Below are 22,420 nucleotides of genomic sequence, written 5' to 3'. Positions count from 1 at the left end.
TCCCAATGAGCGAAATCATTGACCTGCACGCGGCCGAACCGGCCGAAGACGAAGCGTCACAGCCGCGCATCCTGGTGGTCGACGACGCGATCACCGTCCGGCTGTTCTACTGCAAGATCCTGGGCGATGCCGGCTACCAGGTGGAAGAGGCCGCCAACGGCCTGGAGGGGCTGGAAAAGGCCTTGGCCTTCCCCAGCCGCCTTCTGCTGGTGGACGTGAACATGCCGAAGATGGACGGCCACGAAATGCTGCGCGCGGTCCGGCAGGACCCGGCGCTGCGGGCGGTGCCGGCCCTGGTCGTCAGCACCGAGGGCCGGCCGCGCGACCGCGAGATCGCGCTCGGCGCCGGCGCGAACTTCTACCTGACCAAGCCGATCCAGCCCGATGTCCTGCGCGACACGGTCCGGCTCATGACGGGAGGCCGGCGATGACCGACGACCTGGTGCGCCAGTTCGTGCCCGAGGCGTACGAACTGCTGGAGACCGCCACGACGGCGCTGCTCGAGCTCGAGCGCAAGCCGGCCGACGAGGGTGCGGTCAACCGCGTGTTCCGCGCCATCCACACCCTGAAGGGGACCGCCGGGATCTTCGACATCCCCGCCTTCATCCGGCTCGCCCATGCGGCGGAAGACCTGCTGGGTGCGGTGCGCGAGCGCGAGGTCCAGCTCGACGCCGAGATGGTCGATGCGCTGCTCGCCGGCGCCGACCTGCTGGGCGGCTGGATCGGCCATCTGGAGGCGCATGGCGCCCTGCCGGCCGACGCTGCCGAGGCCGGCCTGCACTATGCCGGGATCTATCGCGGCCGGCTGGCGCCGGCCGGCGCTGCCGGCGCGCCGACCGGAGGCCCGTCGGCGCCGGTCGACGGCGCGGCGCAGGCCGACCCGGCCGCCCTGTTCTCCGAGGAGGGCCGCCGGGAGGCCCATGCCGCCTGGCGCGACAGCGACGGCGCTGCGGCGCCTGTGGCGCTGACATATCGGCCGGAAGGCGACTGCTTCTACAAGGGTGAGGATCCGCTCCATCTGATCCGTCAGGTGCCGGAACTGCACGACCTGAAGATCCTGCAGGCCGGCGGCGACACCGACCTGAACGGCCTGGACCCGTTCGCCTGCAGCCTGCACTTCGAAGCGCTGACGACGGCACCGATGCCGGAACTGGAGCATCTGTTCCGCTTCGTGCGGGAACAGGTCAGCTTCCTGCCCCTGGCGGGCGACTCGCTTCTCGGCGGGCGCTGTCCGTCGCCCGGCCCCGCGCGCAACGGCGTGGCGGACCCGGTCGCGAACCTGAGCGCGGAAGGTCGCGCGATCGCTGACGTGCAGTTGCTGGCATTCGACCGCGATCCGGGCTCGCCGGACTGGCGGACGCAGCTTCCGGCCGCCGTGGAGACGCTGGCACGCGTCTTCGAGGCGCATGACATCGATCTCCGGGACGATCTTGCCAGGGCCTGCGACCAGGCGCTCGACAGCGGCGTGCCGGACCCGCTCCACGCCTTGCTGCGGTCTCGCACGGCAGCCAGGGAGCAGGCCGCGACGGCGACGGACGCTGCGAATGCCGCTGCTCCTTCGCCGGGCCCGCAACCCGCAGAGCAGGCGATGGCCGGCGAGCGGGTCCTGAAAGTGGAGCAGCACCGGGTCGACACGCTGATGGACCTGGTCGGCGAGCTGATCGTCGCCAAGAACGCCCTGCCCTACCTCGCCAAGCGGGCGGAGTCCGGTATCGGCGCGCGCGAACTGGCCCGCGAGATCAAGGCACAGTTCGGCGCGCTCGACCGCATCTCACAGGGCATGCAAAACGCCATCATGGCAGTCCGCATGATGCCGGTCGGGACCCTGTTCCAGCGTTATCCGCGGCTGGTCCGGGATACCGCCCGCAAGCTGGGCAAGCAGATCGACCTGCGGCTCGACGGCGAGGACACGGAGGCCGACAAGAACGTCATCGAGGCGCTGGCCGACCCCCTGCTCCACATCATCCGCAATGCCCTGGACCACGGCGTCGAACTGCCGGAGGCGCGGGCCGCCGCGGGCAAGCCGGAGCGCGCCACCCTGACGGTCAAGGCCTTCCAGGAAGGCGACCGGGTCTGCATCGAGGTGTCCGACGATGGCGGCGGCATCGCGCCCGACCGGGTTCGGGCCAAGGCCGTCCAGAAGGGCCTCGTCGACGAAACCCGTGCCGCGGCGATGTCCGACGAGGAGGTGGTGCAGCTGGTCTTCCTGCCCGGCTTCTCGACCCGCGACGAGGCAAGCGACCTGTCCGGTCGGGGCGTCGGCATGGACGTGGTCCGCTCCACCGTCGAACGGTTCGGCGGCGATGTCGGTCTGCATTCCCTGCCCGGCAGCGGCACCACGGTGCGGTTGCGCCTGCCGCTGTCGATGGCGGTCACGCGGGTGATGATGATCGAGATCGACCGCGGCCTGTTCGGCATCCCCGTGGAGTATGTCTCCGAGACCCTTCGCCTGATGCCGGAGCGGGTGCGCCGCTTCAAGCATGCAGAGACATTCCTGCTGCGCGACGAACTGGTGCCGCTGGTCCGGCTGCGCGAGAAGCTGTCGATGGAGCCGGACGGCCGGGCCCGCGAGTCCGAGGCCGTCCTGGTCTGCCGGGTGAACGGCGCGCCGGTCGGCCTCGTGGTCGACGATTTCAACGTCGGCATGGACGTCGTGCTGAAGCCGTTGAACGGCATCCTCGCCGGCATGCCCGGCCTGTCGGGCACCTCGGTCCTCGGCAATGGCGAGATCCTGCTGATCCTGAACCTCAAGGAGCTGGTCTGATGCCGATCACGTTCGGAAAGTCCACTGCGCGCTTCGAAGGGGCATGCGTCGCGGAGGAGGTGCTGCCGCTGCTCGACTGGCTGCAGACGTGCGGGCGCGCCCGCATCAACCTTGCGCGCTGCACCCACCTCCACACGGCCGTGCTGCAGGCGCTGCGCGCCGCACGCGTCGAGGTCCGGCAGGCGCCGGCCGACCCCTTCCTCAACCGCCACGTCCTGCCCTTCCTCCGCGAGGCACGGGGCACGGCCGACGACCGCAACAAGGAGTAGCGCCATGCAGGTCATGATTGTGGACGATTCACGCACCTTCCTCGCCAGCCTTGAGGGCGTGCTGACCCGGCTGGGCCATGCCGTCGAGAAGGCGGCCAGCGGCGAAGAGGCGATCACCCGGCTGAAAGGCGGCCTGAAGCCGCGCGTGGTGATCACCGATTTCAACATGGGCGAGATGGACGGCATCGCCTTCATCAAGCAGGCCAAGACCCTGCCGGGCATGGCCTTCACGCCGATGATCCTGCTGACCACGGAGAGCCAGCAGGCCAAGCGCGACCAGGCCAGGGCGGCCGGCGCCGCCGGCTGGCTGGTCAAGCCGGTGGCGCCCGACGCGCTCGCCCAGGTGCTGAACCAGTTGGTGCCCGCCTGACGGCGCCTGCCGCAGGCGAGACCGGGCCGCACGCGGGGAGGCGCTGACCATGAACGAATCTGCATATATCGCCGGCGCCACGCCGTGGCGCCTCCGGGTCGCGCTTGTGCCGCGACGCGACGCCGTCATCGGCGCATCGGCCGCCTGCGCCTGGCTGGCCTGCGGCCTGGTCCTGCCATGGACCCTGACGGTGCTGGTCATATGGCTGGGGGTGGTGCCGGCCCTGCTTCTTGCCGCCTTTGCGGCGGGCGGCGGGATGCCCTCCGGCCGGCAACCACAGGGGGATGCGGCCGCCGCTCCCCCGGCACCGGAGGCGGCGGAACCGGCCGCGCCCCTGCCCGCCAACGATGCCGGACCGGCGGCGCATTGCGGCCATCCCGACGATCTGCGGCGCGACGTGCTCGACCTGGAGGCCTTCACCGGCATTGCCGAGCGCCAGATCGATCTCGTCGTCCGCGAGACCGAGGAGGCCGCCGGCGACATCCTGGAGCGGGTCAACGACGTGGAAGCGGCGATGCGCGCCACCGTGGCCTATCTGCGGGAGGCGACCGGCTCCGCACATGTCGTTCAGGTGATCGAGCAGAGCGAGAGCAGCATGAACCGCTGCCGCGACGAACTCGCCGGGATCGCGGCGGAACGCGAGCGCGACGTCGCGTCGATCGCCGAGCGCATGCAGGAGGTGAAGGACCTGGCCGCCTCCCTGGAAGGGCTGATCGGCGATGTCCGCGAGATCTCTCGTCAGACCAACATGCTGGCCATCAACGCCGCCATCGAGGCGGTCCATTCCGGTGCGGCCGGTGCCGGCTTCGCGGTGATCGCGCGCGAGATCAAGGACCTGTCGGCAGCGGTGGACGGTACGGCGATGTCGATCAGCCGTGGCGTGCAGGAACTCCGCAGCGGCGTGGAGCAGGCGTTCCGAACCACGGTGGAGGAACGGGTCGAGAAGGAGCGCGCCATCTTCGGCAATGTCAGCACGGCGATGAACCAGCTGACCGCCAATCTCGAACGGCTGATCGCCCACCAGCGGGATACGATCGTCAAGGTCTGCCGCGAGAACGAGGAGATCGCGCAGCCAATCATGGAGCTTGCCGCCTGCGTCCAGTTCCAGGACATCGCCCGGCAGCAGCTGATCCAGCTGCGCAACGGCTGGCGGACGGTGAACGACCATCTGGCGGGGGTGGCCTTGCAAGACCCCGAGACGGCAGGCCACCATGGGACGCTTAAGGATAAGATCGACAGCTTCTATGGCGACTATGTGCGCGCCGAACAGCGCGACACCCATGCCGGCCGCCAGGCGGCGGCGCCGGCGGCCATGATCGAGCTGTTCTAGTGGATGCGGTGATGATCGCGACGGCAAAGCATCCGGCGCTGGCGGCCTTCCTGTCCCGCAACATCGAAGGCATCCGGCAGGAATGGCTGGACGACCTGCGACGCAGCGGAGCGGTCAGGACCGACCTGCTGGACGACCGGGACCTGCGGGAGACCACCGGCGAGATCTGCCGGCAGATCCTGACGGCGATCGCCGGCGACAACCTCTCCGACACCCGGGCGATCGAGTATGGGCCGCTGCGGGAGCTGCTGGCCGGCCTTTCCCAGCGCTTCGCGCGACAGGGCCTTTCGCCGACCGAGACGGCGACCTTCGTCTTCAGCATCAAGGCCACCCTGACCCGTTTCCTGACCCGGGATCCGGCGCGACGCGCCCAGGAGACCGTGGAGCATATCCTGCGGATCGATCAGCTGTTCGACGCGCTGGGACTGGTGACGTTCGAAACCTATGCCGCAGCCCGCGAGGAACTGATCCTGGAACAGCACAGCCAGCTCGAAGAAGCCAACCGGTTGCTGGAACGGCGGGTGGCGGAGCGGACTGCCGAACTTAAGGCCAGCAACGAGGAACTGGAGGCCTTCTGCTACAGCGTCTCGCACGACCTGCAGGCGCCGCTGCGCAGCATCGTGGGCTACAGCCAGGCCTTGCAGGAGGATTGCGCCGACGCTCTGCCCGAGGTGGGGCGAACCTATATCGGCTACCTGGTGACCGAAAGCCAGCGGATGGGCACCCTGATCGACGATCTGTTGAGCCTGTCCCGGGTTTCCCGCTGGGCTCTGCGCCGCGCTCCCGTCGACCTGAGCCTGCTGGCCGAGAATGCCGCGGCCCGGCTGCAAGCGGCGGAGCCCGGCCGCGACGTGAAGATCGCGATCGCCCCGGGCCTGACCGCCACCGGAGATGCGCGCCTGCTGCAGATCGTCGTCGACAATCTGCTGGGCAATGCCTGGAAGTTCACGGCGCAGACGCAGGACGCCCGGATCACCTTCGATGCCGTCGAGGATCCGGCGGGCCCCACCTACCGGGTCTCCGACAATGGAGCGGGCTTCGACATGCAGTATGTGGGCAAGCTGTTCCGCCCCTTTCACCGTCTGCATCGGCATGCCGAGTTCGCGGGCAACGGCATCGGCCTTGCGACAGTCGAGCGTATCGTGCGCCGCCACGGCGGATGGGTGCGCGCCGAGGGACAGCCGAATGCCGGCGCCACCATCAGCTTCACGCTGGAACCCGCGGAAAAAGCGGAGGAACCCGACCATGGCGATCCCGACCGACCGTAAGATCCTGCTGGTGGAGGACAACCAGCACGACGAATTCATGACGGTGCGTGCCTTGACCAAGAGCCGCATCGGCAACCGGGTCGATGTCGTGCGCGACGGGGAGGAAGCGGTCGACTACCTGCTCCGGCGCGGCAGCTTCGAGGGCATGTCGCGTCAGGACCTGCCGGAACTGATTCTGCTCGACCTGAAGCTGCCGAAGCTCAGCGGCATCGAGGTGCTGGAGACGCTGCGTGGCAACCCGGCCACCCGCTACATCCCGGTCGTGGTTCTCACCTCGTCGGCCGAAGAGCAGGACATCGTCGACAGCTATGCCTTCGGCTGCAACAGCTAAATCCAGAAGCCGGTGGACTTCGCGAAGTTCGCCACCGCCATCGAGAGCCTCGGCGTGTACTGGCTGGTCCTGAACCGCGGGCTGCCGGAGACGGAGGAGTGATGGGTCGCCCTGTCATCATGCTTCTCGTCGAAGACAGCGAGCACGATGCCTTCTTCCTGACCCGGCAGTTGCGGACCGACGGGCTCGAGGTGGCGAGCTGGCGGGTCGACAACCGGGCCAATTTCGAAGCGGCGCTGGCCGAGGCGCAGTGGGACATCATCGTCTCCGACTATGTCGTGCCGGGTTTCGGCGGGCCCGAGGCTCTGGACCTGGCGAAGCGTCATGCCCCTGGCGTGCCGTTCATCATGGTCTCCGGTGCCCGCGGCGAGGAGGTCGCCGTAGAGACGATGCGCGCCGGTGCCACCGATTATCTGACCAAGGCGAACCTGGGGCGCCTGCGGCCCATCATCGAGCGGGCGCTGGAGGAGGCCGCGGAACGCCGGCGTAGCGCAGCCCTGGAGCTCCGCCTGCGTGACCTGGAGAACCAGCGCGAGCGCCTGCAGGCGATCGCCAGGATGTCCGGCGGGCTCGCCCACGAGATCAACAACATGCTGCAGCCGATCCTCGGGGCGGCGGAATTCCTGATCGACGACCTTCCGCCGGGCAGCGCCACGCACGAGGATGCCACCGTGATCCGCCGCTGCGCGCGCGATGCCAGTGCGATCGTCCAGAACGTTCTGGCATTTGCCCGCGGCGACCAGCAGGACCTGCCGGAGATCGACATCCGCGAATGCCTGCTGCGCAACGAGGAGGTGCTGCGCAGGAGCCTGGGCGGCGGGGTCCAGCTCGCCCTCTCCGTCCTGCCCGATCCGTGCCTGGTGCGCGGCAGCGAGCCGGAATTCCTGCAGATATTGGTGAACCTGCTGCGCAACGCCGACCGGGCGATGGGCGGGCGCGGCGTGATCACGATCGGTCTGCGCTGCGATGCCGGCTTTGGCGAAGCCGGCGGCGTGCAGATCGAGGTCACGGACACAGGCCCCGGCATCTGCACCGCCGAAATCGGCCGGATCTTCGAGCCCTTCTTCTCCGGCAGCAACAGCCAGGAGGGGAGCGGCCTGGGCCTCTCGGTCGTCTACGGGATCGTCAAGCGCTGGGGCGGCGATATCCTGGCCGACAACCTGCCAGGGTCCGGCGCCCGCTTCACGATCCGGCTTCCCCGGATCACCGTCGGCCGGCCGGAGGACGCACATTCCTGGGAGACAATGAATGGCACATGTGCTGCTGGTTGAGGATATCGAGGACGTGCTCTACATCCTCGGTCGCATGCTGCAGCGGCTGGGTCACACCGTGGTGAAGACCTCCGCCGCGGAACAGGCGCTGCAGGCGCTGCGGTCGGAGCGGTTCGACGCGGTCGTCACCGACGTCTGGATGCCGGGAACCGGCGGGATCGCACTGATCGAGGCGCTGAAGGCCGACCGCCCGGGCTTGCCGGTGGTCGCGATCTCCGGTGGCGCACCCAGGCGGCCCCTGCAGCGGTCGTTGGATTCCGCGCGGCTGGCCGGCGCCGATGCAACCCTGCTGAAGCCGGTCGACCGGGCGGAACTGGGCGCCACCCTGGACGCGCTGCTCGGATCCAGGGCGGCAGGCTAGGATCGGGCCGGCCGCAGAAGGGGCCGACCGCGGCACGCACGGCGGAAAGCTGTCTCCAGGATTTGGGAGGGGACGCCGCATGCAATGGCTACGCGATATCATGCCCGCGACGGCAAGTGCCCGCGCCAATGCGTGGCCTGGCGCCGGCAGGCATGGCATTCCCCTCGGCCTTGTCGCCACGGTCGCGTTCTGCTCGGTCGTGGCGACCTGGCTGCCAGTCTGGATTGTGCCGGTGCCGGGGGGATTGGCCCTGGGCGCGGCCATTTTCGCTTCTATGGGAATTCTCGCCCTGGCGCTGCTGGCCTGCCGCAACGCGGTGGCAGGCGCGGGCGCAGCGTCGCGTGAGCGATCGCAGGGCAGCGAGCCGGATCTGTCCTGGGACGCCATAGGCACCCGCACGGCACGCGAAGCCTTGTGGCATTGGGATCCGGAGACGGACCGGCTGACCAGCACGGCGCAGATGCCGGATGTCGCTGGCCTGGCGATCCAGGCGGACACGATGACCATGTCGCTCCTGCGCCACCATGTCCTGGTCGAAGACCGCCCCGTGCTGGACGGCGCCCTGGAGCGGCTGCAGCGGGGCGGCTCATCCGGCGAGGCCATCGAGGTGCGGATCCGCGAGCGCGCCGGCGATATCCGCCACCTGCAATTCAATGCCGCCGCATGGCCCCGTGCCTCCGGACGGCCGCCGGCGATCGCAGGATCGGCGGTCGACCGGACCCGGGCACGTCGCCGCGACGCCCGCCTGCTGCTGCTCGAACGGGCTGTGGAATCGACCACCGATGGCATCCTGATCGTCGATGCCCTGGCGACGGACATGCCGCTGATCTTCGTGAATGCGGGCTTCGAGCGCATCACGGGTTACGGCCGGACGGCCGTGCTGGGACGGAACTGCCGCTTCCTGCAGGGCAGCGACCGTCAGCAGGCGGGGGTCGCGACCCTCGCGGACGCCATCCGCAGCGGGGAGCCGGCCAGCGTCCTGCTGCGCAACTACCGGCAGGACGGCGTCCGCTTCTGGAACAGCCTGTCGATCGCGCCCGTGCAGGCGGACGACGGCAGGACGACCCACTTCGTCGGCGTCATGGCCGACGTGACCGAGCGGATCGAGGCCGAGAATCTCGGGCAGCTGTTGCGGCAGAGGCTGGAGCAGGCGCAGCGCATGCAGCATCTCGCCGCGCTCGTCGGCGGGGTCGGCCATGACATCAAGAACGCCCTGGTGCCCATCCTGTCCCTGTCGAAGCTGCTGGAGGAGGATGCCTCCCTTCCCGATCCCGCGCGCCGGCTGGCTGGCTGCATCCACCGCTCGGGCACGACGGTGCGCGCACTGGCCCAGAGCGCACTGGACCGGGCCCGCGACACCGACATGCGGCGGCACCGGCTGGAGCTTTCGACCCTGGTGCGGGACAGCATCGAGCTTATCCGGCCCGGCCTTCCAGCCGGAATCACGGTGACGGTGGACGGCGACGCCGATTCCGTCGTGCTGGGCGGTCCGGCCGAAATCCACCAGGTGCTGCTCAACCTGCTGACCAATGCCGCCCAGGCAATCGGTCCGAACCAGGGCAGGATCGACGTGCAGGTGAGAGACGACCGTCCAGCCGGCGATGTCAGACTGATCGTGCGCGACACCGGGGCCGGCATGAGCCCGGACGTGCTGGAGCGTGCGCGCCAGCCATTCTACTCGGGGAACAAGGGCGCGGGGCTGGGGATCGGCCTCACCCTGGTCGGCACCGTCGTCGAGGACCATGGCGGCCGGCTGGAGATCGAGAGCCGGCCCTGCGAGGGCACGACGGTCGCGGTCCACCTGCCGCGCGCGCCCGCTGCCGCGAACCTCGATGCGGACGACCTGCCGGACGGCGCCGGAGCCTCAGCCGCAACCACGCCGCAGGAGCGGCGCTGACCGGCAGCGGAAAGGACGAAGGGGCGCCGCGCCCGGAGGGGGGGGAGAGGGCCCGGGGGCCCTCAGTGCCGGGCGCTGTCGAACCAGCCTTCGGCCGTCATCTCCGTCAGGGTGTCGTCGAACGCCTCGACCGCGCGGTCGATGATGCCCTCGTCCATCACGGTGGAGAGACCGCCCTTGCGCGACTTCGACACCAGGATGCCGCGATTGGCGAGGCCCAGGGAGCAGACCTGCTGCAGCGCCTCGTCGTCGGTGGCGACGTCGCGGGCATTGTTGATCTCGCGACGGGTGAAGTGGATGTCGAAGCAGGAGGCCGCGCCGGTCACCCGGGCCGGTACCTGGCGCTTCTCGATACAGTCGGACAGCCCCTTGCGCAGCCGGTCGCCCAGGCCGTTCAGCCGGTCGATCGCCGCCTTGTCCAGCAGCTTCAGGGTCGCCAGGCCTGCGGTCACCGTGACGGGGTTGGAGTTGAACGTGCCCATCGTCATCACGGCGCCGCCCTCGTCCGCTGGCCGGCAGAGATCCATGATCTCGGCCCGGCCGCCGACCGCGCCGACCGGATAGCCGCCGCCGATGATCTTTCCCATCGTGGTCAGGTCCGGGGCCAGGCCATAGACCTCCTGCGCGCCGCCGGTGGCGAAACGCAGGGTGATCACCTCGTCGCAGATCATCACCGTGCCGGTCTTCGCGCTCTCCTCGCGGATCGTGCGCAGGAAGTCCGGCAGGCCCGGGATCATGCCGCCGCCGCCCAGCATCGGCTCCACGATCACCGCCGCCAGGCGCTCGCCCTGCTCGCGGAAGACGCGGCGCACCGCCTCGGCATCGTTGTAGGGCACCAGGACCGCATCCTCGGTCACGCCGGGCGGCATGCCGGCCATGTCGCGCACCGGCGGGTGCGGGTCGTGCGGCGCATCGACCGGCGGGTTGGAGAAGGAGCCGGTGATCACCGGATCGTAGAAGCCGTGATAGCCGCCCTCGAAGCGCAGGATCCGGGTGCGGCCGGTATAGGCCCGCGCCAGGCGGATCGCCATCATCACCGCCTCGGTGCCGGAATTGTCGAAGGTCACCTTGTCGATGCTGGCGACCCGGCCGCACAGGGTCTCCGCCAGCTCCGCCTCGCGCTCTGAGACGGAGGTGAAGGCCGAGGTGCGCTCCAGCTGCGCCTTCACCGCGGCGACCACCTCCGGATGGCCATGGCCGTGGATCATCGCCAGCATATTGTTGTTGAAGTCCAGCCGCTCGTTGCCGTCCAGGTCCCAGACCGAGGCGCCGCGCGCATCCGCCAGATAGACCGGGAAAGGTTTCTGCAGCATGGTCGCGCGCGAGGTGCCGCCGGGCACCACCTTGCGGGCGCGCTGCTCATGTTCGGCCGACTTGCGGTTGCTTTCCCGGAAGCGGCGGACGATGGCCGAGGTCTCGAACATGGGCGGCATGGCTGGCATGGCGGCTCCCTCCCCCTAAGGCACGTGGCTGAGGCATCTGGCTGGGACATGGCATTTCACCACGCGCCAGTCTGCCCGAAGCCGGCGGGCCCGTCTTGGACCGGACCGCCCGCTCTGTTGGACCAGGCCGCCGGCGGCACGGCCCGGATCAGGGCGCGCGGACCTGTCGGCCGAAGGGCCAGAAGATGCGCCGCGACCGGCGCTCCGCCAGCTGCCCCTCGGCGACCTGCTCGGTGAAGCGGGGCGCGCCTTCCGGCGGGTAGGGGATGGTGTTCGCCGCCTGATCGATCTCCTCCACCGTGAAGTTGGGGAAGGGCAGCCGGGTCTCCGCCCGCCAGGCCTTCACCTGTTCTTCCGCGGCGGCGCCGCGCTCGGCGTCCAGGCCGCGGTCGCGGCCCAGATACAGGGTCTGCGACGGCACCGCGATGCCGGTGCCGGCCGCCTCGATCAGCTCCATGATGCGCAGGTAGAGATCCTCGCGGATGCCCAGGAAGTCCGACCAGTCGGTCGACACGACATAGGCATAGACCTCGATATCCAGGGAATGGCTGCCGAAGCCGGAGAAGCGCACCCGCAGCGGGTCCTCGTCGACCTTGGCATGGGCGATCAGCAGGCGCCGGATTTCCGCCAGCACGTAGCGCAGCTGGTCCGGCCGCGTCTCGTAGCGCAGGCCGATGGTGAACTGCAGCAGGATCTTGTCGCGGCGGCCGAAATTCTCCAGGTGCATGTTCACGAATTCCGCGTTCGGCACCGAGATCACGGTGCGGTCGCGGGTGCGCAGCTCGGTGGAGCGGATGCCGATCCGTTCCACCGTGCCCATCTTCTGGCCAAAGCGGCAGAAATCGCCGACCGCCAGCGGACGGTCGGCGAACAGGATGAAGCCGGCGATCACGTTTTCCAGGGTGGAGCGGGCCGCCAGCGCCACCGCCAGGCCGCCGATGCCCAGGCCGGCCAGCGCGGCGCCGTAAGGGATCTGCAGCGCTTCCGCCAGCAGCAGGAAATTGCCCAGGACGATCGCCACCTTGATCAGTCCGACCAGCAGGGAGGCCAGGATATCGCCGCGCTGGCTGATCGCACCGAAGCGGTCAAGGATATGGCGTACCGCGTCGATCAGCCAGAACTCGATCGGTATCGAGCCGGCGATCATCGCCACCATGGCAACGGTCTGGGCAATGCCGGCGAAGCGGTCGGGCAAGCCCAGCAGGCCGATGCCGAAATAGGCGACAAGGCCAAAGACCATCAGCCGCACGCCCCACATCAGCAACTGCGGCACTCGGCCGATGGCCGCCCGGTTGCGCCGGTGCAGCGCCCGCCCCACCAGGAAGACGGAGATGCTGATCAGCCCCGCGAGGACGAGCGCCAACACGAACACAACGACCATGGCGATCCACTGCCAGGCTTCCAGCGGACCGACCTTCTCCAGCCCCCCGGGCAGGACGTCGCGCAGCTGGTTGCGGATGCGGAAGAAGACCGGGCCGCCGTCGGGATCGTAGGGCAGCATGTGCCGCGGCAGCGGCAGATCCTCCGCCGCGGCGTAGAGGTGGCGGATGCTCCGCAGGGTCTCCGGCGTGAACTTCCACTTCTGGCCGTCGTCACTCTCCACCGGCGCGATGACGATGTCGCCGTCGGGATGCATGAAATGGACGTAGGGGGTCTCGCTGTCCGGGTCGTTGGGGATCTCCTGCAGCACCACCTCGCCGATGCGGGCCAGCACCTGGTCCAGGTACTGCGCCAGCAGGACGCCTTCCTGCTGGCGTGTCACCGCGTTCAGCTCCGACAGGTCAAGGGTGTCGATCGCGTTGTCGAGACCGCCGGGGCCCGCGCGCATGCTGTCCAGGAAGGCTTCCATGGCATCGCGCGGGCTCTCCTGGCGAAACACACGGCTCGGCGACGGCACCCGCCCCTTGGTACGGACCAGCAGCCGCTCCAGCGTGCGGTCCAGTTCCCTCTGGCTGGGCACGGCAATCAGCCACTGGTCGTCCCGGCGCAGGAACGACAGCATGTATTCCTCGCCGTCATAGCGGCTGAGGCGCAGGTCGTAGCTGTCCGCCTTCGGGTTCAGCGGCACCTCGGTCAGGCGGAACTGAAACTGGTCGATGATCAGCCACAGCAGGGTGGCCTCGCGAAGTTCGTCGGTCTTGTCCTGGTCGCTCTCGGGGTAGGCCAGCAGCTGCACGATGTCGTCGAGATACTGCAGGTCGCCGTTCTGCACTGCCTCGCCGGCCAGCAGGAAGGCACGCAGGACATTGCGGGGGCTGTCCTGGGTCATCAGCGCCCCGTCCTCGGCATCGGTGGGGTCCAGCCGCGAGCCGGTCCACCACTCGTTGTCGCTGAACCGACCCATGAAGCTCTGGCCATCCGGCGACATCACCCAGACGAAGGTCCCGCCATTGCCCGGCTCGGTCCAGCTGCCGACCAGGCGGTTGCCGTCGACCCGGCCGGCGATCGCCCCGCCATAGAGCGGATACTCGCCGGTGACCACATTGCCCTCCTGCCGGACCACAACCCGGGTGCCGCCGTTCAGCCAGCGCGTATCCCAGACCCCCGACCAGTCCTGCACCTGCGCGACCGCCCCCGCCGGCAGGACGAGACAAGCCAGGACCGTGAGGAATGTCGAAAGCAGCAGCGCGGCCAGGGCCGGGCGCAGGCGGGCGGGACGGTTCGATATCATCTGTCGGGACCGCTTCAGGACATGTCGTGGAGGGCGCGCGGCTGCCGCGGCATTGCCGGTGCGCATTCGGTGCGCATTCGGTGCGCATTCGGTGCGCATCATCGGCGTCACTGCAGGGCCGCGACAAGCCACCATTCGGTCAATGACACGGCCGGCAGCCGCCGGGCAAGCGGAAGCCGTAGGGTCGGGCGTCTCGTTCGCGGCCGGACCGGGCCCCGGACATGCGAAGGGCGCCAGCCGCCGGGCAGCGGCTGGCGCCCCATCTGGCGCCGCCCCCGGGCGCCCCCCTTGTGGTCGCGGCGGCGGTCAGCAGGCCAGGGCCATCGGCGCCGCCGCCTGCCTGCCGCGCTGCGCCGTCACCCAGGGGCTGGCCCCCTTCTCCGCCTCGCGCTCGTTCAGCAGGCCGCGCACCATCGCCTGGTCGCCGCCGCGGCGCGCCGCCTCCAGCAGGGTCAGGGTCAGGATGTCGCGCTGCGCATGGCTGCCGCCGAACGCCTGCGCCCGCTTGCGAACCTCCAGCAGGATCCGCGCCGACCGCTCGAAGTCCGCCTCTTCGAAGGCCTGCAGGGCGGTGACCACGGGCAGGCCGACATCGCGGATCAGTCGAGTGCTCGACGTGCCCTCGCCCGCCTTCTGCTGCAGGGCGGTGACCAGCCGGCGGGCGTCGTCGCCGCGCCCCGTCGCGATGAAGGCCATCATCGCGTGCATGTCGTTGAACGGGTAGTAGGCGTCGACGGCCATGCCTTCGTAGATCTCCGCCAGCTCCGTCCAGCGCCCGCCGACATCCACGCCGCGCAGATGCAGCCGCCACAGCAGGGAGGCGGCGTCCACCATCTCCAGCGCCACCTCGGAGCGCACCGGCCGGATCACGCTGTCGTACAGTTCCAGCGCACGGGCATCCTCCTGCCGCTCCAGGTGGTAGAGCGCCAGGTGCCACCAGTTGTGATAGGCGAACATGTTGCCCGGCGACCAGCGGGCCGCGCCCTCGCTCATCCAGCCGATGCCGTCCTCCGGCCGGCCCTGCATCTCCATCACATGGGCGACCGCATGCACGGCCCAGGCATCGGCCGGGTTGCGCGCAACTGCCTCCCGCCCCATCGCCTCGGCCCGCTCGTACTGGCCGCATTCCTCCAGGCCGAAGGCATACATGCCCTGCAGGAAGCCGTAGTCGGCATCGTCTGCGCTCCAGTCCGGCAGCACCCGGGCGACCCGGTCGCGCAGCATGCCGGACTGGCCCAGAAAGAAGTCGCACTGATGGGCCAGCTGCAGGGCGATCAGGTCGCGCGGGCAGTCGAACAGGACCCGGCCATAGGCCTCCGACGCGCCGTGGAAATCCTCCGCCAGCCAGGCGCGGATCGCCGCCATATGGCCGCGCTCGCGGTCGTTGGCGCGGTCGCGCAGGCGCTCCAGCTCCCGCAGCTCCTCTTCCAGCACCGGCACCGCCGCCTTCTCGCTGGAGATCAGGTGCAGGCCGGCGCGGAAGCAGTGCCCCATCACGAAGTCCGGATCCTCGGCCAGCGCCGCCTCGATCTCCCAGAGCGGATCCTGGAAATAGCCGAGCAGCAGGTGGGCCGCCTTGTCCAGCGCCTCCACGGAGGCGCGGCGGTCGGTGGAGACGGGGGCGCCGAAACGATCGACGAGTGACATGGTTCTTCTCCTGACGCGATGGCGCCCCGATCATCGGCAGGACCGGCGACCGCTGGCCGGCAGGGTGAACGGAACGCGACTTCAAGTACAGGTTGCATCCTAACCTCATGTCACATGGTGTCTGTGCGTTCCGTCACAGATCGATGCCGATTGACCCGGCACCGCTTTCGCGCCACCTTCCCCCCGTTCCGAGGGGAGTCCCGATAGGGGGCTGAGAGACCGACGGCCGATCCCGCCCACATGGCGGGTACCGGCAACGCGGTGACCCTCAGGAGGCGCCACGGCATGCACGGCAGGCCGGGGCGGCTCCGGGAACCTGATCCGGGTCATGCCGGCGAAGGGACAGGAACCGCGTGCGCCAGAACCGCACCCTTTCTCCCCCCGCTCAATCCGCCCGGATCTCCTGACCGCCACGCAAAGGAGATCCAGATGTCTGCCACAGACAGCAAAGCCGCCACCGACATCGCCGTCACCACCGGCGCCCTGCCCGCCTCGCGCAAGGTCTGGGTGGACGGCGCGCAGGACGGCGTCCGGGTGCCGTTCCGCGAGATCGACCTGCACCCGACCGCCGAGGAGCCGCCGCTGCGGGTCTACGACACCTCCGGCCCCTATACCGACCCGGAGGTGCGGATCGACATCGCCGCCGGCCTGCCGCGCCTGCGGGAGGGCTGGATCGCCGCCCGCGGCGACACCGAAAGCTATGCCGGCCGCCCGGTCCTGCCGGTCGACAACGGAAACGTGGGTGACAGCCATGCCGCCCCGGTCTTCGCCGCCTGCCCCACCCCGCGCCGGGCGAAGCCGGGCCGCCGGGTCAGCCAGCTCGCCTATGCGCGCGCCGGCATTGTCACGCCGGAGATGGAGTTCGTGGCGATCCGGGAGAATCTCGGCCGCGCAGAAGCCGCCGCCAAGGCGCGCGACGGCGAAGCCTTCGGAGCAGAGATCCCCGACCAGGTGACCTCGGAATTCGTCCGCGACGAGATCGCCCGCGGCCGCGCCATCATCCCGGCGAACATCAACCATCCGGAGGCGGAGCCGATGATCATCGGCCGCAACTTCCTGGTGAAGGTGAACGCCAATATCGGCAATTCCGCCGTCACCTCCTCGGTGGCGGAGGAAGTCGACAAGATGGTCTGGGCGATCCGCTGGGGCGCCGACACGGTGATGGACCTGTCGACCGGGCGGAACATCCACACCACCCGCGAATGGATCCTGCGCAACAGCCCGGTGCCGATCGGCACGGTGCCGATCTACCAGGCGCTGGAGAAAGTCGGCGGCATCGCCGAGGAGCTGACCTGGGAAGTCTATCGCGACACCCTGATCGAGCAGGCGGAGCAGGGGGTGGACTATTTCACCATCCACGCCGGCGTGCGCCTGCCCTACATCCCGCTGACTGCGGAGCGGGTCACCGGCATCGTCTCCCGCGGCGGCTCGATCATGGCGAAGTGGTGCCTGGCGCATCACCGGGAGAGCTTCCTCTACACCCGCTTCGCCGAGATCTGCGAGATCATGGCGGCCTACGACATCTCTTTCTCCCTGGGCGACGGGCTGCGCCCCGGCTCCATCGCCGATGCCAACGACGCCGCCCAGTTCGCGGAGCTGGAGACCCTGGGCGAGTTGACGAAGGTGGCCTGGGACCAGGACGTGCAGGTGATGATCGAAGGCCCCGGCCATGTGCCGATGCACAAGATCAAGGCCAACATGGACAAGCAGCTGGCGACCTGCGGCGAGGCGCCGTTCTACACCCTGGGCCCGCTGACCACCGACATCGCGCCGGGCTACGACCACATCACATCGGCCATCGGCGCCGGCATGATCGGCTGGTTCGGCACCGCGATGCTCTGCTACGTCACCCCGAAGGAGCATCTGGGCCTGCCCGACCGCAACGACGTGAAGACCGGCATGGTGGCATACAAGATCGCCGCCCATGCCGCCGACCTGGCGAAGGGCCATCCCGCCGCGCAGGCGCGCGACGACGCCCTGAGCCGGGCGCGCTTCGAGTTCCGCTGGGAGGACCAGTTCAACCTCTCCCTGGACCCGGAGACGGCGCGCGACTTTCACGACCGCACCCTGCCGAAGGAGGCGCACAAGGTGGCGCATTTCTGCTCCATGTGCGGGCCGAAGTTCTGCTCCATGCAGATCAGCCACGAGGTGCGGGCGCATGCCCGGTCCAACTCGGCCCCATTCGGCGAACAGGCGGTTGCCGAGGCGGAACAGGGCATGGCGGAGAAGGCCGCGGAATTCCGGGCCGGCGGCGGCGAGATCTACACGGAGGTCGACAAGCCGGCGGCGGAGTGATGGAGCTGGGCGGTGTCGCGCCGCAACTGGTGCCGCACCCCCCGCCTGATCCGTCATCCCAGGGCCTGACCCTGGGATCGTGACGGGACAGCGATGCTGCATGCCGGCGTTCCGTCGACGCCGGCGTTGGGATCCCAGGGTCAGGCCCTGGGATGACGGCGGGGTGGGTGGTGCTTCACCTTGGGCGAGAAGGGTTGGTGCGCAAAGCGACGGTGCCGCTGACGTTCTGCTGCAATCGGCCGACAGGGAATGCGAACCCGATGACGTTCTCTAACAGTCGTCACTGCCGGACTTGTTCCGGCAGTCCATCGTAGAGCCGCCCTCAATATGAGCGGCCAGCCCTGCATTCCGTTGGGCAGCGGCACGATGGACCCGCGGCCAGATGATGCGGAACACTGGGTCCGCGGGTGACGATTGCAGGCAAGGCAGGCGGCAGGATCCGAAGCGTGGCGAATTAGAGCGGACACCATCGGGCCAGGCCCTGGTGACGGGCGCCGACGCTGCATGACGGCGTTGCGTTGATGCCGGCGCAGCGAACCCCGCGACAGGCCCGAGCGTCACGCAGGACCGGCATCAAAGATCGGCCATTCTCAAAATCGAGAGCCAGTCCTGCTGCCCGCCCAGCACGCGAAGGATCGAGACAGGGCCGCCGCTCGTGCGATACACGACCAGGTGGCTGCCGTGCACGTGGATGCGGACGGGCGGTTCGAAGGCGCCCCGCTCCGGCGCCAGGGTCGGCATTTCGGCGATCAGGTCGAATACCCGGACAAGATCGTCGATATGCCGGTCCGCCTGCGCGATCCCCAAATTCTCCGCCGAGAACCGCCAGGCCGCGTCGAGATCCGGGACTGCGCGGGGCGTGAGCCGGTAACCCGCGCCGTCACCGGACGACATGCCGTTCGCGCATCCGCAACTTGAACGCCTCCGCGTCGAAGGGTTGCGGTTTGCCGCTCTCGACCCCGTCGGTGATCGCGGCTTGCAGGGCGGCGAGGGCCTGCTTCCGCTCCTGATCCTTCCGGATCAGGTCGCGGATATAGTCGCTCGCATTGCCGTAGTGGCCGCCTTCCGCCTGACGCTCGACCCAGGCCTTCATCTGCTCCGGCAGGGAAACATTCATGGTCGCCATCGGCACCTCCGGTTCAGAACAGCCTGCCATGAGATAGCAAAATTCGCCAGCAATGTTGCCAAAGTCTGCCAAAATCTCACCCAAAGGCCGGTGGCGCCCTCCACCGGACCGCCGGCGGCAGGCCGCCTTCACTCAAGCACCATCGGCAGAAGCGACAGGCAGAGCAGCAGGGCCATGGCGAGGTTGAAGATGCGGAACCGGATCGACCGCCCCAACAGGCGACTGACAGCCGTCCCGGCAACCGTCCAGACTGCCAGGCAAGGCGCGTTCACCAGCATGAACAGCGCCACCAGCACAGCCAGCCAGGGCCAGCCTTCAGCCGTCGCCGGCAGGTAGGCGGTCACAGCACCCATCGCCATCAGCCAAGCCTTCGGGTTAACCCACTGGAAGGCGGCGGCACCCAGGAAGGAGAGCGGTCGCGGCGCGGACCGCCCGGCCGTCTCCGGCGGCGCCGCATTTGCGATCCGCCAGGCAAGCCAGAGCAGGTATCCGCCGCCGGCCAGCCGCAGCACGATATCCAGCGCCGGAAAAGCCGCGAACAACGCCTCCGCGCCAAGCCCGATCGCCAGCACCATCGCGCCGAAGCCCAGGTTGATCCCGGCCATATGCGGCAGGCTGCGGTCCAGGCCGAAATTGGCACCAGACGCCAGCAGCATCACGTTGTTCGGTCCCGGTGTGATCGAGGTGGCGAAGGCATAGCCGGCAAATGCCAGCAACAGTTCCGGGGTCATCGGCGGCTCCAGCGTCAGCATTTGCCCGCACGATAGAATTAGGACACTTTATCAGCCATACCGTTTGCGTCCTATGACACTTTTGCGGATTGGCAATGCGCCTGACCTCGCCCTGGACGGCCCGCCTCGCCGATATCGACGGCTCCGCCTCGGAACGGCTGGTCGCGGCGCTGGAGGAAGATATCGTCGCCGGCCGGCTGCCCGCCGGTGCGCGGCTGCCCGCCCACCGCGACCTCGCCTGGCGGCTGGGCATCGCGGTCGCCACGGTGACCAAGGCCTATCGCCAGCTGGAGCGCCGCGGCCTGGTCGCGAGCATGCGCGGCCGGGCGACCTTCGTCGCCGATGCGCCGCCGCACGCGCGCGAGATGGTCGACCTCGCCACCAACGTGCCGCCGCTGGCGCTGAGCGACCGCCTGTTGTCGGCCACCCTGACCGACCTGGCGAAGCGCCTGGACGCAGCGCGGTTCGGCACCTACATGCCGCCGGCCGGATCAGCAGGACATCGCGCCGCCCTGGCGCGGTGGCTGGGCGCCGGGCGGTTCGCCGTCGATGCTGACCGGCTGCTGCTGTGCAACGGCGCACAGCACGCCCTGTCGATCGCGCTCGCCGCCTCCTGCCCGCCGGGCACGCCGCTGCTGACCGAGGCGTTGACCTATCCCGGCGCCGTCCTGCTGGCGCGGCTGAACGGCTGGCCGCTGCACGGCCTGCCGGTGGACGGCCAGGGCCTGCGCCCGGACGGGCTGCGCGACCGCCTCGCCGCGCTGGCAGGCCGCGGTCCGAAGCCGGTGCTCTATCTCACCCCAACCCTGCACAACCCGACGGCCGCGACGATGGGCGCCGCCCGTCGGCGCGAGATCGCCGTCCTCTGCCGCCGGCATGACCTGACGATCGTCGAGGACGATGTCTATGGCGCCCTGGCGCCGGACGCGCCGCCGCCGCTGGCGGCGCTGGCGCCGGAACGGGTGCTCCACGTCACCGGCCTGTCGAAATGCCTCAGCCCGGGCCTGCGCATCGGCGCGCTGCTTGCACCGCAGCCGATGCTCGGCGCCTGCCTCGCCGCGCTCCAGGCCAGCTGCACCATGGCGGCCCCCCTGTCCTGCCTGATCATGGAGCGTTGGCTGCTGGACGGCACCGCCGACGGGGTCTGCGCCGCCGTCCGGCGGGAGGCGGCGCACCGCACCGGCCTGGCCGCCGCCGCGCTGGACCTGCCGGCCCCGGCGCGGCCGGGCTTCCATCTCTGGCTGCCCATGCCGGCACCGGCCGCCAGACGGCTGCGGGAGGCGGCAATGACGGCCGGCCTGCTGCTCGGCGATCCCGACAGCATGACGGCCGCAGGTGACGACACGACGGCAACCACAGGTCTGCGGATCTGCCTGGGCAGCCCCGCCGTCGAGAGCCTGCAAGCGGCGATTGACCAGCTCGCCGTCCTGCGGGAGCGATCGGTGGACGCCTCGCCGGCAGGCCGGGCGCTGGTGTGAAACGCCCGCTCAGCCCATCAGCGCCGCATCCAGCACGCGGTGGAAATGCACGATCGCGCCTTCGAAGCGGCCGAAGGTGAAATGGTCGTTGGCGCCGCTCGACAGGCCGCGCTGGATGGCGCAGGTGACGTCGCGATCCTCCTGCCCGCCGATATCGGCGAAGGCGGCGTCGCGCGCCGCCTCCGCCCGCAGCCGCTCCGGCTCGTCATCCTCGCCTTCCGCCGGCGGGTTGGTCAGGCCGTAGGTGACCATGCGGGTGCGGTCCGTCGACAGCGGCTCCAGCACCACCACCATGGTGTGCCGCGACAGCACCGCCACCAGCACGTTCGGGAACAGGTGGTAGACATAGGTCAGCAGGCCGTCGATCCGGCGCTCCGCCTCCGGCACCTCGGCCAGCCTGGCGATGCGGCGGAACGGGAAGGTGACCCGGCTGTTGCGGCCGAACGCCTCGATCACGTTCAGGTTGTCGAAGCCGTAGGGGTAGAAGCTCTCCCGGTGGGTCGGGCGGATGTGATAGCCCTCCAGGAAGCTCTCCGCGAAGATCTTCCAGTTCGCCGCCACCTCGCGCTCGGCGCTGTCGAACAGCATCTGGCCGGGCGCCAGGATCGGCGGCAGGTCCGCCGGCGCTTCCTCCGCACCGTCCTGGGTGACGAAGACAAGGCCGGACCGTTCCTCCGCATGCACCGGCACCAGGCCGTGGCTGCCCCTGTCCAGGCCGGGAAAGCCTTCCTCGTGCGGCACATGTCGCAGGCTGCCATCCAGGCCGTAGCCCCAGCCGTGATAGCGGCAGACGAAGGTCTTTGTGCAGCCGCGACCGTCGGCCACCGGCATCCCGCGATGGCGGCAGGCATTGCGGAAGGCGCGAACCTGCCCGTCGCGACCGCGCACCGCGACGATCGGCACGCCGGCCGCCGGCCGCGCCACGAAGGCGCCCTCCCCGCCCAGCGCGGCGGCGGGGCAGAACGGCACCGGCAGGCGGCGCAGCAGCGCCATCTCCGCCTGCAGCCGCGCCTCGGAGCGGTAGTTCTCCACCGGCTCGCGCCAGACCGTTTCGCCCAGGTCGGTGCTGCGCTTTTCCACATGGGCCAGCACCCGCGCGGCCACGGCTCGATCGTCCAGCAGGGCGTTCATCGCCTCCTCCCTTCCAGTTTCCTTCTTGCCGGGGCGGC

The 22,420-nt window shown here is 69.5% G+C and carries 19 protein-coding genes; 12 read left to right on the top strand and 7 right to left on the bottom strand.

Features of this window, described 5'->3' with window-relative positions:
* Window positions 1-5: 5 nt before the first annotated feature.
* The 10 genes from ACFOGJ_RS00890 to ACFOGJ_RS00845 all read left to right on the top strand — a co-directional run bounded on the left by ACFOGJ_RS00890 (window position 6) and on the right by ACFOGJ_RS00845 (window position 9,861).
* Complete coding sequence (locus ACFOGJ_RS00890; protein ID WP_379897498.1) at window positions 6-431, top strand: response regulator; 426 nt, start codon at window positions 6-8, stop codon at window positions 429-431.
* Window positions 428-2,764: a chemotaxis protein CheA gene (locus ACFOGJ_RS00885; protein ID WP_379897497.1), complete on the top strand. Its 2,337-nt coding sequence runs from the start codon at window positions 428-430 to the stop codon at window positions 2,762-2,764. Before ACFOGJ_RS00890 ends, ACFOGJ_RS00885 begins: the two co-directional genes overlap by 4 nt.
* On the top strand, window positions 2,764-3,033 hold the full coding sequence (locus ACFOGJ_RS00880) for a hypothetical protein (protein ID WP_379897496.1): 270 nt from the start codon (window positions 2,764-2,766) through the stop codon (window positions 3,031-3,033). Before ACFOGJ_RS00885 ends, ACFOGJ_RS00880 begins: the two co-directional genes overlap by 1 nt.
* A 4-nt stretch (window positions 3,034-3,037) precedes the next feature.
* Window positions 3,038-3,403 (top strand): response regulator, encoded by a 366-nt coding sequence (locus tag ACFOGJ_RS00875; RefSeq protein ID WP_379897495.1) that lies wholly within the window; start codon window positions 3,038-3,040, stop codon window positions 3,401-3,403.
* A gap of 49 nt (window positions 3,404-3,452) precedes the next feature.
* Window positions 3,453-4,733: a methyl-accepting chemotaxis protein gene (locus tag ACFOGJ_RS00870; RefSeq protein WP_379897494.1), complete on the top strand. Its 1,281-nt coding sequence runs from the start codon at window positions 3,453-3,455 to the stop codon at window positions 4,731-4,733.
* An 11-nt stretch (window positions 4,734-4,744) separates the two neighbouring features.
* Complete coding sequence (locus ACFOGJ_RS00865; protein ID WP_379897493.1) at window positions 4,745-6,001, top strand: sensor histidine kinase; 1,257 nt, start codon at window positions 4,745-4,747, stop codon at window positions 5,999-6,001.
* Window positions 5,979-6,332 (top strand): response regulator, encoded by a 354-nt coding sequence (locus ACFOGJ_RS00860; protein ID WP_379897492.1) that lies wholly within the window; start codon window positions 5,979-5,981, stop codon window positions 6,330-6,332. Before ACFOGJ_RS00865 ends, ACFOGJ_RS00860 begins: the two co-directional genes overlap by 23 nt.
* Before the next feature lie 119 nt (window positions 6,333-6,451).
* Window positions 6,452-7,603, top strand: coding sequence for a sensor histidine kinase (locus ACFOGJ_RS00855; protein ID WP_379897491.1), 1,152 nt, complete (start codon window positions 6,452-6,454; stop codon window positions 7,601-7,603).
* Window positions 7,581-7,964 carry a response regulator gene (locus ACFOGJ_RS00850; protein WP_379897490.1) on the top strand — a complete coding sequence of 128 codons (384 nt, stop codon included), beginning with the start codon at window positions 7,581-7,583 and terminating at the stop codon, window positions 7,962-7,964. The genes ACFOGJ_RS00855 and ACFOGJ_RS00850 overlap by 23 nt, the downstream gene beginning before the upstream one ends.
* Window positions 7,965-8,238: 274 nt before the next feature.
* Window positions 8,239-9,861 (top strand): two-component system sensor histidine kinase NtrB, encoded by a 1,623-nt coding sequence (locus ACFOGJ_RS00845; RefSeq protein ID WP_379897489.1) that lies wholly within the window; start codon window positions 8,239-8,241, stop codon window positions 9,859-9,861.
* 62 nt (window positions 9,862-9,923) lie between these two features.
* Here the strand turns inward: ACFOGJ_RS00845 and ACFOGJ_RS00840 are convergent, their stop codons facing one another.
* The 3 genes from ACFOGJ_RS00840 to ACFOGJ_RS00830 form a co-directional block, all read right to left on the bottom strand.
* The gene (locus ACFOGJ_RS00840; protein WP_379897488.1) at window positions 9,924-11,303 is read right to left on the bottom strand and encodes an aspartate aminotransferase family protein; all 1,380 of its coding nucleotides are present in this window, start codon (window positions 11,301-11,303) and stop codon (window positions 9,924-9,926) included.
* Between the two features lie 148 nt (window positions 11,304-11,451).
* Window positions 11,452-13,974, bottom strand: a complete 2,523-nt coding sequence (locus ACFOGJ_RS00835) for a mechanosensitive ion channel family protein (RefSeq protein WP_379897524.1) — start codon at window positions 13,972-13,974, stop codon at window positions 11,452-11,454.
* A 306-nt stretch (window positions 13,975-14,280) separates the two neighbouring features.
* Window positions 14,281-15,621 (bottom strand): tetratricopeptide repeat protein, encoded by a 1,341-nt coding sequence (locus tag ACFOGJ_RS00830; RefSeq protein ID WP_379897487.1) that lies wholly within the window; start codon window positions 15,619-15,621, stop codon window positions 14,281-14,283.
* A 429-nt stretch (window positions 15,622-16,050) separates the two neighbouring features.
* Here ACFOGJ_RS00830 and thiC point away from each other — a divergent pair, with 429 nt between their 5' ends.
* The gene (gene thiC / locus ACFOGJ_RS00825; protein WP_379897486.1) at window positions 16,051-17,916 is read left to right on the top strand and encodes a phosphomethylpyrimidine synthase ThiC; all 1,866 of its coding nucleotides are present in this window, start codon (window positions 16,051-16,053) and stop codon (window positions 17,914-17,916) included.
* Window positions 17,917-18,489: 573 nt separating this feature from the next.
* On the opposite strand, the gene ACFOGJ_RS00820 is transcribed toward thiC, so the two are convergent.
* The 3 genes from ACFOGJ_RS00820 to ACFOGJ_RS00810 all read right to left on the bottom strand — a co-directional run bounded on the left by ACFOGJ_RS00820 (window position 18,490) and on the right by ACFOGJ_RS00810 (window position 19,773).
* A complete protein-coding gene (locus tag ACFOGJ_RS00820) occupies window positions 18,490-18,810 on the bottom strand; it encodes a type II toxin-antitoxin system RelE/ParE family toxin (protein WP_379897485.1) in 321 nt (106 codons plus the stop codon).
* Window positions 18,797-19,042, bottom strand: a complete 246-nt coding sequence (locus tag ACFOGJ_RS00815) for a type II toxin-antitoxin system ParD family antitoxin (protein WP_379897484.1) — start codon at window positions 19,040-19,042, stop codon at window positions 18,797-18,799. The genes ACFOGJ_RS00820 and ACFOGJ_RS00815 overlap by 14 nt, the downstream gene beginning before the upstream one ends.
* Before the next feature lie 128 nt (window positions 19,043-19,170).
* Window positions 19,171-19,773, bottom strand: coding sequence for a LysE family translocator (locus ACFOGJ_RS00810; RefSeq protein WP_379897483.1), 603 nt, complete (start codon window positions 19,771-19,773; stop codon window positions 19,171-19,173).
* A gap of 95 nt (window positions 19,774-19,868) precedes the next feature.
* Between ACFOGJ_RS00810 and ACFOGJ_RS00805 the strand changes: the two genes are divergently transcribed.
* Entirely contained in the window at window positions 19,869-21,251 is a 1,383-nt protein-coding gene (locus ACFOGJ_RS00805; RefSeq protein WP_379897482.1) for an aminotransferase-like domain-containing protein, read from the top strand.
* Between the two features lie 9 nt (window positions 21,252-21,260).
* Here the strand turns inward: ACFOGJ_RS00805 and ACFOGJ_RS00800 are convergent, their stop codons facing one another.
* Complete coding sequence (locus ACFOGJ_RS00800; RefSeq protein WP_379897481.1) at window positions 21,261-22,382, bottom strand: aromatic ring-hydroxylating oxygenase subunit alpha; 1,122 nt, start codon at window positions 22,380-22,382, stop codon at window positions 21,261-21,263.
* Window positions 22,383-22,420: the final 38 nt, after the last annotated feature.

Source organism: Marinibaculum pumilum, assembly GCF_042646425.1.
GTDB classification, from domain to species: Bacteria; Pseudomonadota; Alphaproteobacteria; order Ferrovibrionales; family Ferrovibrionaceae; genus Marinibaculum; species Marinibaculum pumilum.
This window is presented reverse-complemented; position numbering and strand designations above follow the sequence as displayed.

Bases quoted from the DNA above. Each gene is read 5' to 3' on its own strand.
- ACFOGJ_RS00890 (WP_379897498.1), top strand. From the start codon at position 6: ATGAGCGAAATCATTGACCTGCACGCGGCCGAACCGGCCGAAGACGAA.
- ACFOGJ_RS00885 (WP_379897497.1), top strand. From the start codon at position 428: ATGACCGACGACCTGGTGCGCCAGTTCGTGCCCGAGGCGTACGAACTG.
- ACFOGJ_RS00880 (WP_379897496.1), top strand. From the start codon at position 2,764: ATGCCGATCACGTTCGGAAAGTCCACTGCGCGCTTCGAAGGGGCATGC.
- ACFOGJ_RS00875 (WP_379897495.1), top strand. From the start codon at position 3,038: ATGCAGGTCATGATTGTGGACGATTCACGCACCTTCCTCGCCAGCCTT.
- ACFOGJ_RS00870 (WP_379897494.1), top strand. From the start codon at position 3,453: ATGAACGAATCTGCATATATCGCCGGCGCCACGCCGTGGCGCCTCCGG.
- ACFOGJ_RS00865 (WP_379897493.1), top strand. From the start codon at position 4,745: ATGATCGCGACGGCAAAGCATCCGGCGCTGGCGGCCTTCCTGTCCCGC.
- ACFOGJ_RS00860 (WP_379897492.1), top strand. From the start codon at position 5,979: ATGGCGATCCCGACCGACCGTAAGATCCTGCTGGTGGAGGACAACCAG.
- ACFOGJ_RS00855 (WP_379897491.1), top strand. From the start codon at position 6,452: ATGCTTCTCGTCGAAGACAGCGAGCACGATGCCTTCTTCCTGACCCGG.
- ACFOGJ_RS00850 (WP_379897490.1), top strand. From the start codon at position 7,581: ATGGCACATGTGCTGCTGGTTGAGGATATCGAGGACGTGCTCTACATC.
- ACFOGJ_RS00845 (WP_379897489.1), top strand. From the start codon at position 8,239: ATGGGAATTCTCGCCCTGGCGCTGCTGGCCTGCCGCAACGCGGTGGCA.
- ACFOGJ_RS00840 (WP_379897488.1), bottom strand. From the start codon at position 11,303: ATGCCAGCCATGCCGCCCATGTTCGAGACCTCGGCCATCGTCCGCCGC.
- ACFOGJ_RS00835 (WP_379897524.1), bottom strand. From the start codon at position 13,974: ATGATATCGAACCGTCCCGCCCGCCTGCGCCCGGCCCTGGCCGCGCTG.
- ACFOGJ_RS00830 (WP_379897487.1), bottom strand. From the start codon at position 15,621: ATGTCACTCGTCGATCGTTTCGGCGCCCCCGTCTCCACCGACCGCCGC.
- thiC (WP_379897486.1), top strand. From the start codon at position 16,051: ATGTCTGCCACAGACAGCAAAGCCGCCACCGACATCGCCGTCACCACC.
- ACFOGJ_RS00820 (WP_379897485.1), bottom strand. From the start codon at position 18,810: ATGTCGTCCGGTGACGGCGCGGGTTACCGGCTCACGCCCCGCGCAGTC.
- ACFOGJ_RS00815 (WP_379897484.1), bottom strand. From the start codon at position 19,042: ATGGCGACCATGAATGTTTCCCTGCCGGAGCAGATGAAGGCCTGGGTC.
- ACFOGJ_RS00810 (WP_379897483.1), bottom strand. From the start codon at position 19,773: ATGACCCCGGAACTGTTGCTGGCATTTGCCGGCTATGCCTTCGCCACC.
- ACFOGJ_RS00805 (WP_379897482.1), top strand. From the start codon at position 19,869: ATGCGCCTGACCTCGCCCTGGACGGCCCGCCTCGCCGATATCGACGGC.
- ACFOGJ_RS00800 (WP_379897481.1), bottom strand. From the start codon at position 22,382: ATGAACGCCCTGCTGGACGATCGAGCCGTGGCCGCGCGGGTGCTGGCC.